At 41.1% G+C, this 21,442-nt stretch carries 17 protein-coding genes, 2 tRNA genes and 2 rRNA genes; 9 read left to right on the plus strand and 12 right to left on the minus strand.

From position 1 onward, the window contains the following. Together AACH28_RS11215 and AACH28_RS11220 are read left to right on the plus strand one after the other, a co-directional pair. Entirely contained in the window at positions 1-894 is an 894-nt protein-coding gene (locus AACH28_RS11215) for a discoidin domain-containing protein (RefSeq protein ID WP_341832978.1), read from the plus strand. 271 nt (positions 895-1,165) lie between these two features. Beyond that, complete coding sequence (locus tag AACH28_RS11220) at positions 1,166-2,458, plus strand: hypothetical protein (protein WP_341832979.1); 1,293 nt, start codon at positions 1,166-1,168, stop codon at positions 2,456-2,458. Between the two features lie 104 nt (positions 2,459-2,562). Here AACH28_RS11220 and AACH28_RS11225 read toward each other — a convergent pair whose 3' ends face one another. After that, positions 2,563-2,994: a hypothetical protein gene (locus AACH28_RS11225; RefSeq protein ID WP_341832980.1), complete on the minus strand. Its 432-nt coding sequence runs from the start codon at positions 2,992-2,994 to the stop codon at positions 2,563-2,565. Positions 2,995-3,122: 128 nt separating this feature from the next. On the opposite strand from AACH28_RS11225, the gene AACH28_RS11230 reads away from it, so the two are divergent. After that, the gene (locus tag AACH28_RS11230) at positions 3,123-4,469 is read left to right on the plus strand and encodes an IS5 family transposase (protein ID WP_112373584.1); all 1,347 of its coding nucleotides are present in this window, start codon (positions 3,123-3,125) and stop codon (positions 4,467-4,469) included. Positions 4,470-4,963: 494 nt separating this feature from the next. On the opposite strand, the gene AACH28_RS11235 is transcribed toward AACH28_RS11230, so the two are convergent. The 3 genes from AACH28_RS11235 to AACH28_RS11245 all read right to left on the minus strand — a co-directional run bounded on the left by AACH28_RS11235 (position 4,964) and on the right by AACH28_RS11245 (position 8,497). Next, positions 4,964-6,109 (minus strand): PDZ domain-containing protein, encoded by a 1,146-nt coding sequence (locus AACH28_RS11235; RefSeq protein ID WP_341832981.1) that lies wholly within the window; start codon positions 6,107-6,109, stop codon positions 4,964-4,966. Further along, positions 6,082-7,353 carry a right-handed parallel beta-helix repeat-containing protein gene (locus tag AACH28_RS11240; RefSeq protein WP_341832982.1) on the minus strand — a complete coding sequence of 424 codons (1,272 nt, stop codon included), beginning with the start codon at positions 7,351-7,353 and terminating at the stop codon, positions 6,082-6,084. Before AACH28_RS11240 ends, AACH28_RS11235 begins: the two co-directional genes overlap by 28 nt. Before the next feature lie 97 nt (positions 7,354-7,450). Next, positions 7,451-8,497 (minus strand): alpha-L-fucosidase, encoded by a 1,047-nt coding sequence (locus AACH28_RS11245; protein WP_341832983.1) that lies wholly within the window; start codon positions 8,495-8,497, stop codon positions 7,451-7,453. Positions 8,498-8,816: 319 nt separating this feature from the next. On the opposite strand from AACH28_RS11245, the gene AACH28_RS11250 reads away from it, so the two are divergent. Beyond that, the gene (locus tag AACH28_RS11250; protein WP_286768871.1) at positions 8,817-9,314 is read left to right on the plus strand and encodes a DinB family protein; all 498 of its coding nucleotides are present in this window, start codon (positions 8,817-8,819) and stop codon (positions 9,312-9,314) included. A 16-nt stretch (positions 9,315-9,330) separates the two neighbouring features. Beyond that, positions 9,331-10,086: a DNA alkylation repair protein gene (locus AACH28_RS11255; RefSeq protein WP_341832984.1), complete on the plus strand. Its 756-nt coding sequence runs from the start codon at positions 9,331-9,333 to the stop codon at positions 10,084-10,086. A gap of 127 nt (positions 10,087-10,213) precedes the next feature. Here the strand turns inward: AACH28_RS11255 and AACH28_RS11260 are convergent, their stop codons facing one another. Next, on the minus strand, positions 10,214-11,710 hold the full coding sequence (locus AACH28_RS11260) for a succinate CoA transferase (RefSeq protein WP_286840860.1): 1,497 nt from the start codon (positions 11,708-11,710) through the stop codon (positions 10,214-10,216). 433 nt (positions 11,711-12,143) lie between these two features. On the opposite strand from AACH28_RS11260, the gene AACH28_RS11265 reads away from it, so the two are divergent. Then, complete coding sequence (locus tag AACH28_RS11265; RefSeq protein WP_112373721.1) at positions 12,144-12,977, plus strand: AraC family transcriptional regulator; 834 nt, start codon at positions 12,144-12,146, stop codon at positions 12,975-12,977. Between the two features lie 39 nt (positions 12,978-13,016). Further along, positions 13,017-13,868, plus strand: coding sequence for a DUF1080 domain-containing protein (locus AACH28_RS11270; RefSeq protein ID WP_112373722.1), 852 nt, complete (start codon positions 13,017-13,019; stop codon positions 13,866-13,868). A gap of 149 nt (positions 13,869-14,017) precedes the next feature. Here the strand turns inward: AACH28_RS11270 and rpsT are convergent, their stop codons facing one another. Next, complete coding sequence (gene rpsT, locus AACH28_RS11275) at positions 14,018-14,272, minus strand: 30S ribosomal protein S20 (RefSeq protein ID WP_046671646.1); 255 nt, start codon at positions 14,270-14,272, stop codon at positions 14,018-14,020. A gap of 114 nt (positions 14,273-14,386) precedes the next feature. Here rpsT and AACH28_RS11280 point away from each other — a divergent pair, with 114 nt between their 5' ends. Further along, the gene (locus AACH28_RS11280) at positions 14,387-14,920 is read left to right on the plus strand and encodes an RNA methyltransferase (RefSeq protein ID WP_286766978.1); all 534 of its coding nucleotides are present in this window, start codon (positions 14,387-14,389) and stop codon (positions 14,918-14,920) included. Between the two features lie 90 nt (positions 14,921-15,010). Next, positions 15,011-15,883 (plus strand): succinate--CoA ligase subunit alpha, encoded by an 873-nt coding sequence (sucD, locus tag AACH28_RS11285; RefSeq protein WP_341832985.1) that lies wholly within the window; start codon positions 15,011-15,013, stop codon positions 15,881-15,883. A gap of 77 nt (positions 15,884-15,960) precedes the next feature. On the opposite strand, the gene AACH28_RS11290 is transcribed toward sucD, so the two are convergent. The 6 genes from AACH28_RS11290 to AACH28_RS11315 form a co-directional block, all read right to left on the minus strand. After that, positions 15,961-16,461, minus strand: coding sequence for a DinB family protein (locus tag AACH28_RS11290; RefSeq protein ID WP_286832134.1), 501 nt, complete (start codon positions 16,459-16,461; stop codon positions 15,961-15,963). 7 nt (positions 16,462-16,468) lie between these two features. Continuing rightward, positions 16,469-17,356, minus strand: a complete 888-nt coding sequence (locus AACH28_RS11295; protein ID WP_341832986.1) for a DUF4886 domain-containing protein — start codon at positions 17,354-17,356, stop codon at positions 16,469-16,471. 552 nt (positions 17,357-17,908) lie between these two features. Next, positions 17,909-18,020, minus strand: a 5S ribosomal RNA gene (gene rrf / locus AACH28_RS11300). Between the two features lie 129 nt (positions 18,021-18,149). Continuing rightward, positions 18,150-21,031, minus strand: a 23S ribosomal RNA gene (locus tag AACH28_RS11305). A gap of 229 nt (positions 21,032-21,260) precedes the next feature. After that, a tRNA-Ala gene (locus AACH28_RS11310) sits at positions 21,261-21,334 on the minus strand. 11 nt (positions 21,335-21,345) lie between these two features. Beyond that, a tRNA-Ile gene (locus tag AACH28_RS11315) sits at positions 21,346-21,419 on the minus strand. Positions 21,420-21,442 lie beyond the last annotated feature (23 nt).

Raw genomic sequence — 21,442 nt, forward strand, 5'->3', positions numbered from 1 at the left:
ATGAAATACAATATCGGAATATTCGCTCTACTCTTTTTAGCAATAGCGTGTAAAAAAGACGAAATAAAAATGACCAAGCCACCACAACTGGTTTCGGTTGAAGCTGAACCACGTATTGGCGGGACTCTCCTGAAATGGAAACTTCCTTCAGATAATAATTATCTTTATGGACAGATCACATATAAAAAAGTGGGATCAAAAGATCCCGATAAAATCTATAAAATCAATATAAGTTCTTTTGCCGACACCATGCGGATCGACGGATTGATCAACAAATATGAATATGTCTTCAACGTCCAATTGTTCAATCAAGACAAGAAAACAAGCATTGGGGGAGATATCATAAGCAGCAATAGTGTTCGGCCAATCGTTAGGCCTACGGAAGTGACCTATTTCCCGAACGAGTTAACTAAAATACAGGTGACCGATAATATGGTAGAAACCTACACGCAGGAAAACAGCGAGGGACCCAAAAAGAATTTATTTGACGGCGATAAGAATACATATTGGCATACAGCATGGTCTGCAAATACAGCCCCTCTTCCGCACTGGATCCAACTAAATTTTCCCCAAGAAGAAGAGATTGGCGCCATAAAGTACTTCTTCAGACAAAACAATAGCGACGAAGCCGGACGTCCGAAACAATGGGGAATAGAAATAAGTTCAGACGGCCAGCAGTGGACAAGAGTGTTTACATCAAAGGATAATCTTTCCACATCAAATGTAGCTGAAGAGCAAAGTTTGGCTTTTGATAAAAACTATAAGGCCAAATTTTTCCGGCTAATGATCCTTAAAAACGGCGGGAAAAGTTATACCCATCTGGGTGAAATGAATGTCTACCGGATGCGCTCTTCTATCATCGACAAAGAAAAGGAAGCTGAAGATAATTATTGACCATCATCACAAAGATTTTTTTTCTAATCATCAATGGTGCTCAAAAGAGCACAACGACGGAGGTAGAAATACCTCCGTTTTACTTTTCGCTCTAGTATATCATCAACATTCAAACAAGCTCCAAAATGCTCTGAGGTCAAATTTCCGCTATAGCATCAGCCTATGTGAAGAAGCGATCCCCAGCAAAAAAATAAAAAACTTTTTTATTACCTTAGATAAATAAATCGAACAAGAAAACAACTTGTTTTTTCATTAACTATAGTTTACATATATGAAATTATATGCCTTTGTATTGGGAGTAGGTTTACTTCCAGCCGTAGGATTATGTCAAAAGACCGTCACCCCTGGGAGCAGCGATATCAATACCAACTATATAAAACCAGAAAAATCACTGTATACGGTCTATTATGTTAAAGACAACAATTGGGACAAACAAGGATCACTGACCTACGATATTGTAGCGGCCAACAATCAGCTGACCTTAACCAATACCTATGTTCCGAAAGACAATGCCTGGACTTCGATACGCACGACGACTGCCGACGCAAAAACACTTCGGTCTATCAGCTATTCTAGCGATGGCAAGGAAACAAAAGTAAACCTCAACTTTGGAGAAACAATTACAGGTAATTATTATTCGAAGAAAACGAAAAAGGAAAAAAAGATCAACTTACAGCCAACTAGACCTTTTGTGGATTTTAACTGGACAGATCACCTGATTTCAACTCTCCCTTTAGACCTAGGGTATAAAGCGCGCATCCCGCAATTTTATTATAATAGTGATTCGGACATTTTCGTCGAAGACTATGCCATCAAGGAAGTAAAAAGCTACAGCTATGGCTCCCCAAAAACAGGTAAACACGACAGTTGGCTGGTTACACTTTTAGAAGAAAGTACCGGAGCCATCTATAATTATGTCATCGATAAGAAAGATCGCCGATTATGGCAAAGGGAAATGTCCATGGGAAACGGCAAATGGGAAATTACCGTAAACGAAGAACTGGACTATCAACCTATTAAAAATAGATTTAACAAAGAACAGGCTGCCCAACAGATTTCCCAGGGTAACAGTGTTATTATCGGGACGGCTTACGCTCGATCTAGCTCCGGAAAAAAACTTGGCGGACTCGTGAATACCGCCAAAAAGCAATATGCCCCAAAAGGTACAGAAATTACGCTCTTCGCCAACTCCGCCTATTACGAAGAATGGCTGGAAGTCAATAAAAAGATCCGAAAACAGAAAAAGATGCAGGAAGTTCCATTGGATCCCGATTTTGGCTATGCTATTAAAAAAGCAAAGGTGTATGATGATGAGGGGCATTTCGAATTTGCAGATCTCATGCCAGGTGCATACGTGATTATGGCGAGCTTCGATTTTACCAATTCTTACAACTATTCCTATGTATCAGGCTACACCAATTATTATAACTATTGGGGTTATACAGGTTCCACGACAAATTATGGTACGGCAAGATCATCCTATGTCGACAAAGCCAATGTTGAAAAGCACGTCACCATTGACAAAGACGGTGAAAAGAAAGAGGTAAATTTAAAGGAAATGTAATCAAAAAAATGCCGTTAAGCTCCTTTGTTTGACGGCATTTTTTATGCTTTTTAAAACGTATTTCTAAAACGATCAAATCTTCGACCCTTCAGTTACCCATCCATTTACTTTTTTCGAAGTTCAATATACCGGTCTATGCTAATGGGAAAGTGATCGGCAGTCCGCAGTAGAAAACAGGCAGCCGCTCCTACCCAGACCGAATAATCGAACGTCGATTTAATTCCTAACGAGAGGGTCATCACCACCCCAAAGCAGATCAGTAGAATCCCGGCAACGAATGCAGTAAAACGCAGTTTATAGCCGATCATCAATAGGATTGCTAAGACAACCTCTAATAATGTTGCGCCGATAGCAAGTATATTACCGAAAGTTTCAGGCACAAAAAAATTAAGGGTATTTGAATAGGCTACAAAATTGGCCCAATTTCCCCAGGAAACATGTGATGCCCCCGGTACCCCCCACAGCCCCAAACGATCTGCGACAGCAGACAGAAACGCTGTAGATACAGCTAAACGTACAAAAAGTTGACTATACATGGTATGAATTATATAAATAGTCTCTCCTTAAACCACCTATAATTTACTGATTATTAGTATTTTGGGTTTAAAATAGCTTGTTTTTTATTGCAAGAATTTGTATCTTAGAGCTTTAAAACCTTGCAAATATGTTGGGGAAAAATCCAGAAAAGAAGCCAGAATTATTTCGCCCAATGTTGGTGGATTTTATTGACCACGAGCATGAACTTGTTCTACTTTCAGAAAAAATAGATTGGAATTATTTTGAGAAAGAATTTTCGCCCTTGTATTCCAAAGTGGGCAATCCGAGCCATCCGATTCGGTTTATGGTGGGTTGTTTGCTACTGAAACATTTGTATAATTTGGGCGATGAGACGTTGGAAAAAGCCTGGATCATGAATCCTTATATGCAGCATTTTTGTGGCAGGGTTTTCTTTGAACACGAATTTCCTTGTGACCCGAGTAATTTTGTTCATTTCCGAAAAAGAATTGGCGAAAAAGGTATCGAAAAAATCTTTGCCTACAGCGTAAGAATGCACGATGCCAAGACGAACACCTCAAATTTTGTTTTGTCCGATACTACCGTTCAGGAGAATAATACCTCTTTTCCTACCGATGCAAAATTGTGCAAAAAAGTGATTGATTATTGCAACAAAATAGCCGGAAATGAAGGCATAAAACAAAGACAACGCTACACAAAAGTCAGCAAACAAATGGTGCGCAACACCTACAACGGAAAACATCCCAAGCGGGCAAAAGCGGCAAGGAAATCTCAAAGACAGCTCAAAACCATCGCCATGAGACTGATTCGTGAATTGCAACGGAATTTTAATGCAGAACAGCAAGAATTTTATAAAGATTTAATGACATTGTACACCAAGGTTGTCACACAAAAAAGAAACGATGCCGATAAAATTTACAGCATTCACAAGCCTTTTACCCGATGTATTGCCAAAGGAAAAGCGCATAGCCAGTATGAATTTGGGAATAAGGTAGGTTTGATAACCACCGCCAACAAAGGCAAGAAAATCATTCTCGGGATTAAAGCATTTTTGCAAACTCCTTACGATGGTCACACCATAGAACCACTTTTGGAACAGATGGAAACCGGTGGTCAAAAGCTCCCAAAAGAACTCCTTTACGATAGAGGTGGCAGAGGAAAATCAGAAATAAAGGGCGTGAAAATCTCCATCCCAAGCACTCCAAGAAAAAAAGACACTGCTTATCAAAAGCAGACAAAGCGCAAAAAATTTAGAACCAGAGCGGCAATAGAACCTATCATCGGACATTTAAAAACCGATTTTAGGCTGGCAAAAAATTACTTCATGGGAGAAACGGGACCACAAATCAATGCATTACTAGCTGCAACCGCTTGGAACATGAAGAAAATGATGGAACTACTGAAACAGAAAATTATTTTCTTATTTTATAAGATACAAATTATGCTGTTTTCTAATCCTGTTTTTAAAAATAAATTAAATAGTGGGTTTTGTTAAGGAACGACTAAATAGGGTATAAACGATATAAACCAAATTTAAAAGAACAAAAACAGTCCAAACTTAAACCAGTTTAAGAAATTTGTTTCAACCATCCCATACTCACAAAGACTCCCCTCGCTGTAATACCCGTGTTGTACCTTCACTTCCTCGCTCATCGTTCGGCGATTACCTTTGGTCAAACCCATTGCACAGTTAAATCAATAAGGCTGCCAGCACTCATGTGCTGTACAGCCTTATACATCAATTAATACGAATAAGAATTTAATATCATGTGTCTACCCCAGTAAATGATAACACACTGTTATAATGACGACCAAGATGCTCAATAGTCCCAATGGAAATAAAAATTATAAACAAAAAAATAATATCGTCATAAGATGATCGATCTATCACAACTGCCATGTTTTACTGCTAATTGCTCACAATAGCTATATCGCATGTCAACAAACCAAAGTACAATGCTATATTTCAATAAGTCCATAGAAAATTTACTACAGCTGCAGGGTTAATTCCTGCTGCTGTTGGTTTCTAAAAATGAACACCTTCGGCTGGTCAGCGTGTACATGCTTTTTTATCGCTTGTTGCAGGTCTATTAATTGATCTATTTTCTCGCCCTGATAATTCAATACAACATCGCCGACACGCAAACCGCTTTTGTAAAGATTGCCTTTTTCATCCAACTCGAGCAGCAGCACGCCGTTTATCGCGGGTAGGCCTGCGGCCGACTGCTCCCCCAAAGTCTCCACTGATTTAAATACCCCCGACTTCCAGGACCATCTGCTCCCCTGCTCCTTTGCTTCGGATTGGATCAACTGAGGTATTTCAGGACTAGCGGCAAGAGTTTTAAGTTTTTTACTGGTAACGCCAAAATGCAGCATGTCAAAATTTTTAAAATCCTGATCCTTCCAGTTTTTCAACCGGAAATCACCATGTGCGGGATTCGTAAAGTTCAATTGAATAACCCGACCATGTTTTTCTATGCCTTTTGCTCGATCTTTGTCGAGGTCATCCTGCCGTCCGTAAATATTATGGTCTACCTCTTCCCCCCAATACTTGACCTGTATATCCTGATGGGACTCCATCACGATATTATTACGGAATACATCGTGACTATGCTGAAACCATACATGAGGATGAAAACCATTGTTGATCATCACGTTGTTGTACACTTTGCGATAAAACCCTTCTCTTAGTTTTAGTCCTCCACTTAAACAAAGGTTATTGTAAATTTCATAATTGGAAGATCCGTCATCCAAATCAATATCCCAACCGTGATCACAGCGAAATCTATTATCATGAATTTTGGTTGTTTTGACTGCGTCCAGCAATATTAAATTGGGATGTTTCCCCGTCAGTTCATCCATCTCCTTTCGATTGGGATGCCAAAATCGGTCGCGCCCCCATGAGTTGAAGGCACCGTGATCGCTGGTTTCCAGGACTGTATTAAAAACATCATTGTAAGCGATCTCATGACCGCCCCAAGTCCCATCACCTACATTAATACCTGCTCGAGGAACATTGTAAATGGTATTATGCAAAATTCGTAGCGATTCAGCCATGGAGACCTGTACACCTGCCACTTGTTTTTCGATCAAGCCAATGTCATGGATCAGATTGTCACTTGCCTCACAGTCCATGGGGTAATTATTCGTTTTTGGCCCTTTGATGGTATCCATTTGGTCAAATGGGAAAATTTTTCATATCGAAATTCCGGTGAGCGTACTGCCGCTGAATCTCCTACAAAATTGATCGCTCCGGCACCGATCTGTTCAATCCGGTTGCCTTCGATTTTGACCCCGCGATTGTAATTATTAACAAATATTGCATTGCCGCCCAAAGCGATAAAATCATTCGCGCGGAAGATACAGTTTTCCGCACCTTCAATCTTTACTGCTCCCTGTCGATAGATCGTCCAATCACTACGTAAGAGTGGTTCGCTTGTTTTCATAAAGGTAGGAGCAGTATACATGAAGCGAAGGCCACCAACCTCAATATCATGCACTGGCCTGAAAGATGAACCTGAAAGATAGATTAGATTTTCCAATTGTGGCGCTACAAACTTCAGCTGGTTGGGATTAATTCCTTTAGCAGGCATATAATATAAGCGTGCCTTCTCCACATCCAAATACCACTCCTGAAAGGTATCGAGTTCTTCAAAGATATTTTCTACAAAGCGATAGGTCTCGTGCATTTTGCTGGGACGATTATTTTGCTGTCCACCTTCAAGTGTAACAGTTGATAATCCGTCTTTTCCTGTAATCTGATAATGGAACCCTCCCCAGCGACCAGCATGCAAAGCATGTACAATTCCCCCCTTAGGGTTCTTCCAGGTTGCTACACGTTCGGGACTTAATGCATCTGCAGCATAACCTTGAAATGGCAAGACTAAAGGATCGTAGTTTGGATAACGTGCCCGGACAAGATGCTTATCATTTGCATATAGACTTTGGAAGTTTACTCCTCTTGGGACCTTAGCCTCCCAAATACCATGATCGCCCTGTTTCCATTTGAGGTTAAGCGATTTGGCACCACTCAGCGTAACTTGTGCTCCTTCCTCAGCTTTGATCCGCAAGGGTTGTCTTCTTGTGCCCGATACCCCGGCAGACAATTCAATCGGTTTATCCAGCTGGTAGGTGCCCGCCATAAAGATGATTTCGATGTCTGGTGTATTTTTTCCTTGTTTCTGTTTTTCTACCGATCGCAGTGCGGCTTCAGCTGTGGCATAGGGACTGCCCATGGTTCCTTGGTTTCTATCACTTCCTTTTGTACTGATGTAAATACGTTTTACCGAGCCAGACTGTTGCCCATGCACGCTAAGTGAAGCGACACCGGTAAGGCCAATAAATAATAATTTTGGAAATAACATACAAGATATCTTCATAATTTTAATCGTTCATATAATATTAGCTGGATTATATCAACTATAAACCAGCTATATAGTAAGGTCTATAAGTCAATAAACAGCAAATTCGCTCAGATTAGTTCTTTTTTCGCTCTGCTGCTGCTTTTAACAAAATTTCTTTACTGGCAGCCGGCACATTTCCGTTAGCATCAGGTCCAATATTGAGCAGCAAATTCCCGCCTTTTTCATTTATCTCGCGCAGCTTAGTATTTACTTCTGTAGGAGATTTCCAATTATTATCTGATTTTTTATATCCCCAAGAATTATTCAAGGTATAACAGGCTTCCCAATCGTAATCCAGTAACGTTCCAGGATGTTCTTGTTCAGGCGTTCCAAAATCACGCTTAAATTGATCCCGCTTTGCTACGCGGTTATTAATGATTAGAGTGGGTTTTAATTTGCGTAGATATTGATAAAGATCTTCTCCCGCGGCCATATCCCACCAATTCACCCAGTCCCCATCAAACCACAGGATGTCAGTATCATACTTAACAACCAATTCTTTCAATTGATTTTTCATGTATTGAATATAAGCGGCTTTCTGTTCCGGCTTAATGAGAATCTGGCCCCAGTCGCCTTTACCATTGGGATCAACATATTGCGAATCGTGATGCCAGTCGATAATACTGTAGTAGGTACCAAATCTAATCCCAGCTTTCTTACAAGCTATGGACAACTCCCGCACGAGATCTCTTCCTTTCATTGGCGTCGAAGCGATATCATAATCTGTATAGGGGGAATCCCACAGACAAAACCCCTCATGATGTTTGGTCGTCAGGACGATATATTTCATTCCAGCATCCTTAGCCAATTGAACAATACGATCCGCATTGAAGTCCTTAGGATTCCAGGTGTTGATCAGTTCCGAATATGTTGCCTTCGGAATATTCATTTCCGATTGTATCCATTCGGCATATCCCTTGGTTGAATCCCCATTATACATCCCTCCAAGTTGACTATAAAGCCCAAAATGAATAAACATTCCGTACTTTGCTTCCCTAAACCAATGCATCCGTTCATCAAAATCCTTTTTGGATTCCTGCAAATAATTAACTTGGGCGTTTCCCATGTTCATAAACAACATGGCTAGTAGAGAAAGAATACAATGCGTTGCTTTTATCATATTTATTTTAATTGGTTAATCCAACAAGCTCAAGCAGCTGTCAAATCTTCTGTTGGTGCCACACACACATTCTGCAAAATGCTAAACCATTCTGCTATTGCAAAATAAATATAAAAAATATGAAGAATACTTTTTATTTATTTCAAATAAGTTACGCTTAATGGACAGGCCTGTACCAGTCACAATTCTATAAGAAATAAATACTTTCAAAGCGGCTTATCAAACAAGCTATCTACTATAAAATTTAATGTAAATTCATTCCAAAAAGGATTTATATTTAGTAAATATTTCATTTAACACCATACTATAGATTAAAATTATGAGTTTAAAAACCTTAATCACAAAAAGTGCTGAATATAACAACTGGGTCGTCAATAAATACATCAATTGGTTGGCTGATAAATCAGATGACCAACTTAACCAAGAGGTACCTTCAAGTTTCCCGACCATTTTGAAGACCTTAAATCACATCTTGCAGACACAGGAATATTGGTGGAGCCACATTGCGGAAAGCAATGATTTTGATTTTGAGAAAAAGCGAGCCACAAAAGAAGAAATATTTGAAGCACTACAAAGAAGTTCAGCTCAACTCGTGGATTACATACACAGGCTAACCGAGTTGGATCTTGAAAAAAATATCAAAGTGGAATCACCATGGTTTCAATGCGACTTCACGAAGTATGAATACATACAACAGCTGATCCTCCACGGAACATATCACAGGGGACAGATCGTTACAATGGGCCGAGCTATTGGAATAACGGATGCTCCAATGACAGACTTTAATTATTGGAATATTTATAAAGATCAACAATAGGGATTTGAGCACTGCCATGGACAAAATTACCAGTAAAGTACAGATCCGAGAAATTGTCGCAGCCGCGAAACAGCAAGGACAGCAATCCGGTATAGAATCTTTTATGTTAAGCTTACAAGCGTGTTTACTGAAAAAGAAAGTTCGTTTTCCCCTTCTGGAGTTTGCGGCCAGGGAAATTATGCTATTCCTACCTGAAACCGAGCAGTTACACTTAACAGATCGTCTCATTGCCACAACAGAAATGGGAAGTTATGTTTTAACGGGAATAATTCTCCAGCAAACTCTCCCCGAACACTTCGAACAATCCATCCATAAAGCCTGTACCTATATAACCATAGGTAATCAATGGTACGTCTGTGATATCATCGGCGAACGCGTAATTGGTCATGCGCTGTTGACTTCGCCTAAAAAAGCAATACCTCTATTAGAAGAATTAGCTCATCATTCTGACAAATGGATTGTCCGAACAATTGGTGTAGCTACACATTATGCCGTAAAAAAAGGCCTATCAGCCACATACGTAAACATTTTATTGAACCTACTGATTTCATTGTCAAACACAACAGATTTTCATGTAAAAAAGGGAATTGGCTGGGGAGCCAAAACAATAGCAAAATTCCATCCCGATCTTGTTGCTTGCTACAGTAAAGCAATTGAATCGCCAGAAACCAAACAATGGTTTCGGACAAAAATTACGATTGGTCTCAATCGCCACAACTTGAGGACTAAACAGAATCGGCAGGAGGATACGACGATTCATCTTAACCAATGAAATGAATGCGTGATTTTCTTTGCGATAATTATACATCAAGAAAGAACTATACAGCAGGAAAGGCGAAGTCTACAATTAAACCTCGCCTTTCTATAAACCTTTAGTCCATATGTAACCACGCCCTCGGTTATTGGTCTTTTTTCATTGTTCCTTTTTCACGAAGGTTGATATGCCAGCTAAAAGCCTCTTCTAACAAATGTGGTGTATGCCCCCCTCTCTCACAAGCGCGGTTATAATAATCTAATAGCTGCTCTTTGTAATCGGGATGTACACAGTTCGCTATAATTACTTTCGCTCGCTCGCGAGGCGCTAAACCACGTAAATCTGCCAAGCCATAATCTGTTACCAAAATATCGACATCATGTTCGGTATGATCCACATGGGAAACCATAGGAACAATATGAGAAATTGCATCTCCTTTAGAGGCCGCCTGTGTGACAAAGATGCTCAAATAAGCATTGCGTGCAAAGTCACCCGACCCGCCGATACCGTTCATGATATTTGTTCCTGAAGTATGGGTAGAATTTACGTTTCCATAAATATCAAACTCTATGGCTGTATTAATTGCTATAATCCCCAAACGTTTGATCAGTCCAGGTGTATTGGAAATATTCTGTGGGCGCAATACAATTTTATCACGGTATCGATCCAAATGATCGAACACTCTTGAATAACACTCTTCGGAAACAGTAATTGAAGAAGCAGAAGCAAAATCCAGTTTTCCGGCATCGATAAGGTCAAAGGTGCTATCTTGCAACACTTCAGAAAACATCGTTAGATTACGGAACTTACTATGTATAAATCCCGTCAGAACAGCGTTAGCTACTTTTCCAATACCCGCTTGAAGTGGCATCAAGCTTTCTGACAAATGGCCTAGCGCTACCTCATTTTCGAAAAACTGCAAAATATGCTTCGCTATCGCTGTTGTTTTGGTATCCGGTTCAGCAATATCGGCAGGGCTATCAAGCTCATTCGTAAACACAATTCCCACCACCTTGCTCGCGTCCAAAGGAATAGTTTTACGTCCAATTTTATTTTCTGGAGCTACGATTGGAATAACATTACGCCGAGGGTAATCTTCGGCTTGATAAATATCATGTATTCCTTTAATAGTCACCGGTATCGCAGTATTGACTTCCAAAATAACCTGCTTAGCCAATGCAGCAAAAGTTGCCGAATTTCCCACAGAAGTCGTTGGAACAATACTTCCATCCGATTCTATTGCTGCTACTTCCAAAACAGCAATATCCACCTGAGGCAAATTCTTATTGTGCAGCAATTCGGCCGTTTCGCTTAGATGCTGATCAATAAACAACACATCTCCAGCATTAATTTTATGACGTAAAATACGATCCACCTGAAAGGGCATCCGCTTGGATAATGCTCCCGCTTCCGCCAATTTACCGTCCGTTCCGTGTCCCAACGAAGCCCCAGTAATCAAGGTTATTTTCAATGGATACACTTTTGCACGTTCAGCCAAGGCAGGTAACACCACCTTACTGTCTCCAGCCTTGGTAAAACCACTCGACCCAACGACCATTCCGTTTTGAAATAGTTTAGCAGCTTCTTCTGCTGTAATCACTTTATCATGTAAGCTTTGAACTTTTATTCTTTCGTAAGCCATATTTTTATAGTTTGATTTTATTCGATTATTGTAAACTTAAGAAATTGAAATCTATATATTTCCCTTCGTTGAAAAGTTCTTTGCTATAATTTGCAACCTCTTAACCAAACAATTTTAGCACTTTTTTCAACTGCATATTTATTATCATTTGACACAAAATTATCCAAAGGTGACTAAAAATACGCAACGCACTACAAATCAAAAATATACAACAAATCATAATAAAAAAATAGTTTATATCACACGCATGTATAATATATATCACACTGAAAACAAACAACTTACAACAATAAAAATAAAACCAAAGTAAGTAAAGACTAACTCGCTAGTCGATTAATTGCCATTTTAACGTAAGCATACACTCACTTTCAAGAAGTAAAGGTGGGGTCTAGTAAAAAAGTCTTACCTTTGTGACATCGTATTATAGGTTAAAATGAATACACAAGATATAAGTACAGATGCCAAATATGTCAACCGTTATTATATGACGGAAGTAGACTCATTTGAAGATAGCATTTACTGTCACCACGCTATTATAGCAGAGAACCATATTTCCGAACATTGCCATGATAAGGATCAATTTCTATATACAGAAGGCGGTGTCGTATTTGTTAAAACAGAGGAAAAATCGTATTTTCTACCTGCCCGTCATTATTTGTGGATTCCTGCTGGCATAAAACATAGTATTCATCCAAGTACCCCTGAGGTCGTTATGCGTAATTTATATTTTCCCAAAGCCGCTAATGACGCCCCCTTCTACAGTAAAATGGGGATTTATCCAGTAAATGATCTTTTGATAGAGCTGATTATGTTTACCAACCGCTGGAATGGCAATATCTTTCCGGTCGAAGAACCTAAATATAGTATCGCTACAGCATTCAAGCTTATCCTGCCGGAACTATCGCTGCATGAGCTTCCATTAGCCTTGCCTTATCCTAGTCATCAGAAATTAAAGGATATTGTCACTTACCTCGAAGAAAATATAGAGGAAAATGTCAGCTTTAAAAAACTTGCCGGATTATTTAACATTAGTGAACGCACATTGGCTAGACTATTTCAAAAGGAATTAAATATGTCTTTTATCCAATACTACACGATCCTCAGAATGCTGACCGCACTTAAGCTCCTTTTGGACGAAAAACTAAGCGTAAATGAAGTTGCGCTCAAAGTTGGATACAATAGCCTTCCCACATTTAGCAACACATTCAATAAGGTCGTCGGCATCCGTCCAAGCGAATATGTCAAACAAAAAGAATTGCTTATTTAAAAATGTTTGCCTAATTTAGGTCAATAAACCTAATTCAGGATGAAATTCAAACATATCATTTACAGTGCTGGAATCCTATTGCTTAGCACTTCTTTATTTGCCAAATCTCAAGATAAGAAACCCAAACCCATTCAGTTATTTAATGGGAAAGATTTGAAGAACTGGACTCCAAAAATCAGAAACCACAAAGTTGGCGATAATTATAAAAATACATTTCGTGTAGAAGACGGTTTACTCAAGGTAAGATATGATGGTTATGATAATTTCAATTTTCAGTATGGCCATCTGTTCTACAATAAAGAGTTCTCAGCGTATTTGTTGCGCGTCACTTACAGATTTGTCGGTGAACAGGTAAATGGTGGAGAAGGTTGGGCTTGGCGTAATAGCGGAGCCATGCTACATGGACAGGATCCTAATACCATGGGTGTGGATCAAGACTTTCCAATATCTATCGAAGGGCAACTGCTGGGTGGAAATGGCAAGGACGAACGGACCACAAGTAATCTTTGTACACCAGGCACAAACGTTGTGATCGACAATAAGCTATTCACACCACATTGCATCAGCTCAACATCAAAAACCTATGCTGGAGATCAATGGGTAACTGCTGATTTCTTGGTGTTGGGAGACTCTCTTGTGCAACATATCCTTGAAAACAAGGTCGTATTACAGTATACTAAACCCCAAATTGGTGGCGGCAATGTAAGTGGTTTCGATCCCAAAGTGAAGAAAGATGGACAGCTTTTACACAAAGGTACTATTTCACTTCAGAGTGAGAGCCATCCCATTGATTTCAAAAAAGTGGAACTTTACGATTTAGAACCTTACATGAAAGATCCCAACAAATTGAAAAAGATCATCGCAGAGCTACTTCCAAATTTACAGCAATAAATACACTGCAAATTTCAGTTTTAAAATAAAAAAGCATCGGTATTCGATGCTTTTTTATTTACTATTCGCTTGGAAAGAGAAATCCAAAGTATATAACATAAAGAAAAGGGATACAGCGAGCTGTACCCCTCTATATCTATACGAAAAGCTTACGCTAAACCGTTAACAAATTTTGTTAACTTCGATTTGTTGTTAGAAGCTTTTTTCTTGTGGATCACATTTTTCTTTGCCAAACGATCAAGCATAGAAATTACGCGTGGTAACAATGTTTTTGCTTCTTCTGCAGAAGTAGTGTGACGTAATTTTTTGATTGCGTTACGTGTAGTTTTTGCTTGGTAACGGTTTCTTAAACGTTTAGTAGCGTTTGCTCTAATTCTTTTGATCGCTGATTTATGATTTGCCATTTTTTTTAGCTAATTTTTATTCAATTTTTTTCTTGTAATTCGGACTGCAAAAATAACACCTTATTTTCAATATTCAAAATCTATTTTATTTTTTAGGTTTAGTATATTTGCGACATGCAAAAATTATCGATGGATGAACTTCAACGTACAGATGTTGAATCGTTTAAAAAGCAAGAAAAAACTCCTATCACAATCATTATGGACAATGTACGGAGCATGCATAATGTGGGCTCGGCCTTCCGTACTGCAGACGGATTTGCTATTGAAAAAATATACCTGTGTGGCATTACCGGCACACCTCCTCATCGCGAAATCGAAAAGACGGCCCTCGGGGCTACCCAATCTGTCGCTTGGGAATACCACAAAGATACCTCAGCTGTTGTAGATCAGCTTCGGACAGAAGGCTATGTCATTATTGCCATCGAGCAAGCAGATGATAGTGTTATGTTACATCAGTTTGAACCAGAAAATGACAAAAAGTATGCGCTGATTTTTGGAAATGAGGTCAATGGAGTAGATGAGGATGTCATGGAAAAAATTGATACCTGCATCGAAATCCCCCAATACGGGACTAAACATTCCTTAAATGTATCTGTCGCAATTGGCATTATTCTTTGGGATTTTATCCAAAAACGCAATTTCAATTAAAAATTTATCAATAAAGGTCACATTCCTATTCACATTGCTTCCATTTTAGAAAGCAAAATAGTAGATTTGTGTGCAAAATTTAAAGAAGAAATGAGTGTATTAGTTAATAAAGATTCAAAAGTAATCGTTCAAGGTTTCACTGGAAACGAAGGTACTTACCATGCTACTCAAATGATTGAGTACGGAACAAATGTAGTTGGTGGTGTTACTCCTGGTAAAGGTGGTCAACAACACTTAGACCGTCCTGTATTCAATACTGTGCAAGATGCAGTAGACGCTACAGGAGCTAATGTTTCTATTATTTTTGTACCTCCAGCATTTGCTGCAGATGCGATCATGGAAGCTGCCGCTGCTGGTATCGAAGTGATTGTTTGTATTACAGAAGGTATCCCAACAAAAGATATGATCCAAGTAAAATCTTACTTGAGCGACAAAAACTCTCGTTTGATCGGTCCTAACTGCCCAGGTATTATCACTGCAGGAGAAGCTAAAATCGGTATCATGCCAGGATTTATCTTCAAAAAAGGTAATGTGGGTGTTGTTTCTAAATCAGGAACTTTAACTTACGAAGCCGTAGATCAAACTGTAAAAGCAGGATTAGGTATCACAACAGCAATCGGAATTGGTGGTGACCCTATCATTGGTACGACAACGAAAGAAGCTGTTGAATTATTAATGGACGACCCTGAAACTGAAGCGATCATCATGATTGGTGAAATCGGCGGTGGAATGGAAGCTGAAGCTGCTCGTTGGATCAAAGAACACGGTACTAAACCTGTTGTTGGATTTATCGCAGGTCAAACAGCGCCTCCAGGACGTCGTATGGGACACGCTGGTGCAATTGTAGGTGGTGCAGATGACACTGCTGCTGCAAAAATGAAAATCATGCGTGAGTGTGGTATTCGTGTTGTTGAGTCTCCGGCTGAAATTGGAAAAGCAATCGCAGAAGAATTGGCTAAATAATTAGACCATCGAACATATAAAAAAAGGGAATCAAATTTGATTCCCTTTTTTTATACCTATATAATTACATTACAACATCAACTAGGCATTGCTTCGTCTGCCGATGGTCCATATAAGCCCGGTACAGCAATATCCAATAATCGCAAATAAACCGTCAACTGGCCACGATGATGAACAATATGATTATTGACAATAAAACGTATTGCTCCGGCTCGTGGTAAACGTGCAATGAGATAATCACCCGATTGTAACACCCAATCTTTAAACCAGTCTTCTTCCTTTATGTCTTCAATTGCGGCTTTATTATTTTCCAGGCCTATTGTTAATATCTCTTTTAATTCTTCTACAGAAGATACTTTAATGGGCTGATAATCCACTTTAAAATCAAATACATCTTTTGGTATTGCTTGGTGTACCCAATTATGTAGTCCAACAATGTGAGCAGCTAGTTCTCCCAGACTCATCGATTTTTCGTGTGGACGCCAATCCAATTTATCGTCTGGTATGCGTTCTAGAATACGTTTGGTATTTTTTGTTTCGTGATCCAATTCGATCAAATAGCTCTTTTTGATACTCATATAAATATTAATTCATGAATTGAAAATCTTTTAATACGGTAACAGCATAGGGTGATTCCACAGCCTTATGTGCTGCTGCTCGCGCAATTTCTCCCTCTACATAGGTTACCTTGAGCGGTAAAAATGTATTGTTGAGTACATTTTCATGAAATAACGCCTCGTACCAGGTACAGGCAGAAACGAAACGTCCGTAGTTCAGATTTAAGTGATAGCCATCACGTGTAAAATGATCACCTATAAAACTCGAACGCGCATTTTGAACAGCTGTACCCGAAGGAATCAAAAGATCGAAATTACCCCAGTTAAACACCTCCTGCGAAGTGTTGGCAATAGCCCTATACATGCTATCTTGGCTACGGTTATAGCGAACAAAACCTTCATGTGATGAACCGTTCTGATACGCCCAGGTTTGATGTAATATATACTTGGTTTCAGGAAATAAAATATGTTTTGTTACATAATCATATAAGAGCGGCAGATCCTTCGCATACGAATCATAATCTCCTGATAGCGGACTTGCTTGCTGAAAGCTAATATAATCCCAAGCCTCATCTACAAGCGCTTCAGATAAGCGCTCATTTGCTTTCTCCGACATCTGCCCGTCAACATTGATTTTACGGTAGCGATAAGCCGGCTTATCCTCTTTTGCGTTGCTAACATGTAAACTTAAAGGAGCCCCCCCAATATAGAGATTGCCGATTACTATCTTTTTTTTCCCAGCTTTCGCCAATTCATATAAATTCTGTTCAATAGCATCTTCCGAGAAACTATTACCGATGGCCAATATTCGTAGCACACCATCATCTAAAGATTTATTTTGTGCATTTAATCGATTATTCTTCAAAAAAAACACGATTAAAAAACCGAACACCAATACCTGTTTTACTTTTATCATAATATAATGCAATAACAACTAAATTAGATAATATCTCGTAGAAATGCGAATGATATCCCCAGAAAGAGAGATTTTATCCCATTTGCAAGCTATCAGGATAACAGTTCGGACAAGGTAAGCTAATGGTCATTACAAGTAGCTTTTGTGCGACCGTTGTCCACTTGGCTTACAATACCCCGTGACTATGACGCTACAGCATACCAAATGTGGCCAATAATACTTCTAGCAATATAAAAAAAACTCAGATACGAAAGTTTTGGAACAGACGCTACACAGTACCGCTAGACCACAGTGACGACTGCATACCCCTGCTGGCTACGTCGATTTACCATACGATAGACCACGGTGACGGTTGCATGCCCCTGACTCCGAGGATGCTCCATACCATTACAGCACAGTTGTAAACTGAACTACAGTCATCGATGGTCATGCTACTGCACCATCCGCTGTTTTAACAGTAAAGGCTAGAGGGCAGGGCTGGTCGGGGAAGTACAGGCAGGTAGCTAAACGAAAGAAGCCCTTGACTGTTTCCAGCAAGGGCTTCCGTGTAAAAAAAGGCACCGACCTACTCTCCCACCTGTTACGGCAATACCATCGGCTCTGGCGGGCTTGACTGCTCTGTTCGGAATGGGAAGAGGTAGACACCGCCGATATAGGCACCTAAAAATCTTTATTGGTCTGCTTCCTTTTAGGAGCATCAGGCCAACTGACATATATATTGAAAGAGCTTTGTTTCTTTTTGTTATTCTTTTCGTTTCTAAAAATTAAAGAGGAAGACAACAGTGTTATCTGCTTGAGAAAGCTTCGGGCTATTAGTACCACTTGGCTTTGGTCTCTCAACCTTTACACCTATGGCCTATCAACGTAGTCATCTTCTACGACCCTATAAGGAAGTCTCATCTCGTGGCTAGTTTCGCACTTAGATGCTTTCAGCGCTTATCTATTCCAGACGTAGCTACCCTGCCGTACACCTGGCGGCATAACAGGTTCACCAGAGGTCTGTCCAACCCGGTCCTCTCGTACTAAGGTCAGATCCACTCAAACTTCCAACGCCCACAACAGATAGGGACCGAACTGTCTCGCGACGTTCTGAACCCAGCTCGCGTGCCACTTTAATGGGCGAACAGCCCAACCCTTGGGACCTTCTCCAGCCCCAGGATGTGACGAGCCGACATCGAGGTGCCAAACCTCCCCGTCGATATGAGCTCTTGGGGGAGATCAGCCTGTTATCCCCAGCGTACCTTTTATCCTTTGAGCGATGGCCCTTCCATACAGAACCACCGGATCACTATGTCCGTCTTTCGACCCTGTTCGACTTGTCGGTCTCACAGTCAAGCAAGCTTATGCCATTGCACTCCACGTACGGTTACCAAGCGTACTGAGCTTACCTTTGAAAGCCTCCGTTACCTTTTTGGAGGCGACCACCCCAGTCAAACTACCCACCAAACAATGTCCTCCACATGATGGAGTTAGAAACCGAATACAGAAAGGGCGGTATTTCAAGGTTGATTCCATGACTCCTGGCGAAGCCACTTCAACATCTCCCGCCTATCCTACACATCCTGTACCCAATCTCAATGTTAAGCTATAGTGAAGGTGCATGGGGTCTTTCCGTCCCGTTGCGGGTAATCGGCGTCTTCACCGATACCACAATTTCACCGAGCTCATGGCTGAGACAGCGCCCAGATCGTTACACCATTCGTGCAGGTCGGAACTTACCCGACAAGGAATTTCGCTACCTTAGGACCGTTATAGTTACGGCCGCCGTTTACTGGGGCTTCGATTCAATGCTTCTCTTGCGATGACATCCCCTCTTAACCTTCCAGCACCGGGCAGGTGTCAGGCCTTATACTTCATCTTGCGATTTTGCAAAGCCATATGTTTTTGTTAAACAGTCGCCTGGGCCTTTTCACTGCGGCTGCTCTTTCGAGACAGCGCCCCTTCTCCCGAAGTTACAGGGCCATTTTGCCGAGTTCCTTAGCCATGACTCACTCGAGCACCTTAGGATTCTCTCCTCGACCACCTGTGTCGGTTTGCGGTACGGGTCTTCATAACCTGAAGCTTAGCGGGTTTTCTTGGAAGTCTGTTTACCTGCTCTATCAGCGCCACCGGAGCTTTGCTGTACTATTGGGTTTCAGCAGGGTCGGCGGATTTGCCTACCGTCCCTATACCTACGCCTTTCAACGAACTATTCCGTCAGTTCGCGGCAGTGTCACTACTCCGTCACCACATCGCAGTTATGAAGAGTACTGGAATATTAACCAGTTGTCCATCGGCTTGCCCCCTTCGGGTGCGCCTTAGGTCCCGACTGACCCTGATCCGATTAACGTTGATCAGGAAACCTTGGTCTTTCGGTGGGCGGGTTTCTCACCCGCCTTATCGTTACTTATGCCTACATTTGCTTTTCCATAACCTCCACAGTTCATTGCCAAACTGCTTCTCCGGCGATGGAATGCTCCCCTACCAGATGTACATATTTCAGTACAAATCCATAGCTTCGGTACCGTTCTTGATGCCCGTTTATTATCCACGCCCGGCCGCTCGACTAGTGAGCTGTTACGCACTCTTTAAATGAATGGCTGCTTCCAAGCCAACATCCTAGCTGTCTGGGCAACCGGACCTCGTTAGTTCAACTTAGAACGAATTTGGGGACCTTAGCTGATGGTCTGGGTTCTTTCCCTCTCGGCCTTGGACCTTAGCACCCAAAGCCTCACTGCCGGCTATATTTGATAGCATTCGGAGTTCGTCTGGATTTGGTAGGATTTGACTCCCCCGCACCCAATCGGTAGCTCTACCTCTATCAAACTCTACGCCGACGCTGTTCCTAAAAACATTTCGGGGAGTACGAGCTATTTCCCAGTTTGATTGGCCTTTCACCCCTACCCTCAGGTCATCCGGAAACTTTTCAACGTTTATCGGTTCGGTCCTCCATTACATGTTACTGCAACTTCAACCTGCCCAAGGGTAGATCACAAGGTTTCGCGTCTACCTCATCTGACTATGCGCCCTATTAAGACTCGCTTTCGCTTCGGCTGCGTCCCTGAAGGACTTAACCTTGCCAGACAAGAGTAACTCGTAGGCTCATTATGCAAAAGGCACGCTGTCACAGGACCTGCCTGCTCCAACCGCTTGTAAGCACACGGTTTCAGGTTCTTTTCACTCCCCTGTTCGGGGTTCTTTTCACCTTTCCCTCACGGTACTGGTTCACTATCGGTCTCTCAGGAGTATTTAGCCTTACCAGATGGTGCTGGTGGATTCCCACAGGATTTCTCCGGTCCCGCGGTACTCAGGATACCACTATGTCAACATTCTTTACCTGTACGGGGCTCTCACCCTTGTCGCGCAGTTTCCCACCTGCTTCCAGTTCATAGCGCTGTACAATGTCGTGGTCCTACAACCCCGACCATGCCGTAACATGATCGGTTTGGGCTCTTTCCCGTTCGCTCGCCACTACTTGGGAAATCATTGTTATTTTCTTCTCCTACGCCTACTTAGATGTTTCAGTTCAGCGCGTTCGCGTTTTATACGACTATTCTTCAAATAGTCAGGTTGCCCCATTCGGAAATCTCTGGATCAAGTCGCATTTGCCAATCCCCAAAGCTTATCGCAGCTTATCACGTCCTTCTTCGCCTCTGAGAGCCTAGGCATCCCCCGTGTGCCCTTATTTACTTTCTTCACCGGCATAGCCTTTTGCTACTATGCGGCTGCTTTTGATATATATACACCTATGCTACGTAAAGATTCGTTCGGCCTTGACCGAGGGTCTCCTCTTTACATCAAACACATACACGTATTGTCTCTATACTGTTGTCTTCTCTTGTAATTTTTTTTCTCTTTCAATATGTCAAAGAACTCTTTTTCCGGTATATTCTAGGACCATCTGTCGATGTTCCTCCCGGAGATGTGGAGAATAACGGATTCGAACCGTTGACCCCCTGCGTGCAAGGCAGGTGCTCTAGCCAGCTGAGCTAATTCCCCTTAACTTTTCGTAGTCCCGAGCAGATTTGAACTGCTGACCCCTACATTATCAGTGTAGTGCTCTAACCAACTGAGCTACGGGACTAGCTTATCTTGTTCATCTCTTTC

Origin of the sequence: Sphingobacterium thalpophilum, from assembly GCF_038396785.1 — a bacterium.
Taxonomy (GTDB): Bacteria; Bacteroidota; Bacteroidia; order Sphingobacteriales; family Sphingobacteriaceae; genus Sphingobacterium; species Sphingobacterium thalpophilum_A.

Excerpts from the sequence above, each read along its gene's own strand:
- AACH28_RS11215 (WP_341832978.1), top strand. The coding sequence starts at position 1 with ATGAAATACAATATCGGAATATTCGCTCTACTCTTTTTAGCAATAGCG.
- AACH28_RS11220 (WP_341832979.1), top strand. The coding sequence starts at position 1,166 with ATGAAATTATATGCCTTTGTATTGGGAGTAGGTTTACTTCCAGCCGTA.
- AACH28_RS11225 (WP_341832980.1), bottom strand. The coding sequence starts at position 2,994 with ATGTATAGTCAACTTTTTGTACGTTTAGCTGTATCTACAGCGTTTCTG.
- AACH28_RS11230 (WP_112373584.1), top strand. The coding sequence starts at position 3,123 with ATGTTGGGGAAAAATCCAGAAAAGAAGCCAGAATTATTTCGCCCAATG.
- AACH28_RS11235 (WP_341832981.1), bottom strand. The coding sequence starts at position 6,109 with ATGGACTGTGAGGCAAGTGACAATCTGATCCATGACATTGGCTTGATC.
- AACH28_RS11240 (WP_341832982.1), bottom strand. The coding sequence starts at position 7,353 with ATGAAGATATCTTGTATGTTATTTCCAAAATTATTATTTATTGGCCTT.
- AACH28_RS11245 (WP_341832983.1), bottom strand. The coding sequence starts at position 8,497 with ATGATAAAAGCAACGCATTGTATTCTTTCTCTACTAGCCATGTTGTTT.
- AACH28_RS11250 (WP_286768871.1), top strand. The coding sequence starts at position 8,817 with ATGAGTTTAAAAACCTTAATCACAAAAAGTGCTGAATATAACAACTGG.
- AACH28_RS11255 (WP_341832984.1), top strand. The coding sequence starts at position 9,331 with ATGGACAAAATTACCAGTAAAGTACAGATCCGAGAAATTGTCGCAGCC.
- AACH28_RS11260 (WP_286840860.1), bottom strand. The coding sequence starts at position 11,710 with ATGGCTTACGAAAGAATAAAAGTTCAAAGCTTACATGATAAAGTGATT.
- AACH28_RS11265 (WP_112373721.1), top strand. The coding sequence starts at position 12,144 with ATGAATACACAAGATATAAGTACAGATGCCAAATATGTCAACCGTTAT.
- AACH28_RS11270 (WP_112373722.1), top strand. The coding sequence starts at position 13,017 with ATGAAATTCAAACATATCATTTACAGTGCTGGAATCCTATTGCTTAGC.
- rpsT (WP_046671646.1), bottom strand. The coding sequence starts at position 14,272 with ATGGCAAATCATAAATCAGCGATCAAAAGAATTAGAGCAAACGCTACT.
- AACH28_RS11280 (WP_286766978.1), top strand. The coding sequence starts at position 14,387 with ATGCAAAAATTATCGATGGATGAACTTCAACGTACAGATGTTGAATCG.
- sucD (WP_341832985.1), top strand. The coding sequence starts at position 15,011 with ATGAGTGTATTAGTTAATAAAGATTCAAAAGTAATCGTTCAAGGTTTC.
- AACH28_RS11290 (WP_286832134.1), bottom strand. The coding sequence starts at position 16,461 with ATGAGTATCAAAAAGAGCTATTTGATCGAATTGGATCACGAAACAAAA.
- AACH28_RS11295 (WP_341832986.1), bottom strand. The coding sequence starts at position 17,356 with ATGATAAAAGTAAAACAGGTATTGGTGTTCGGTTTTTTAATCGTGTTT.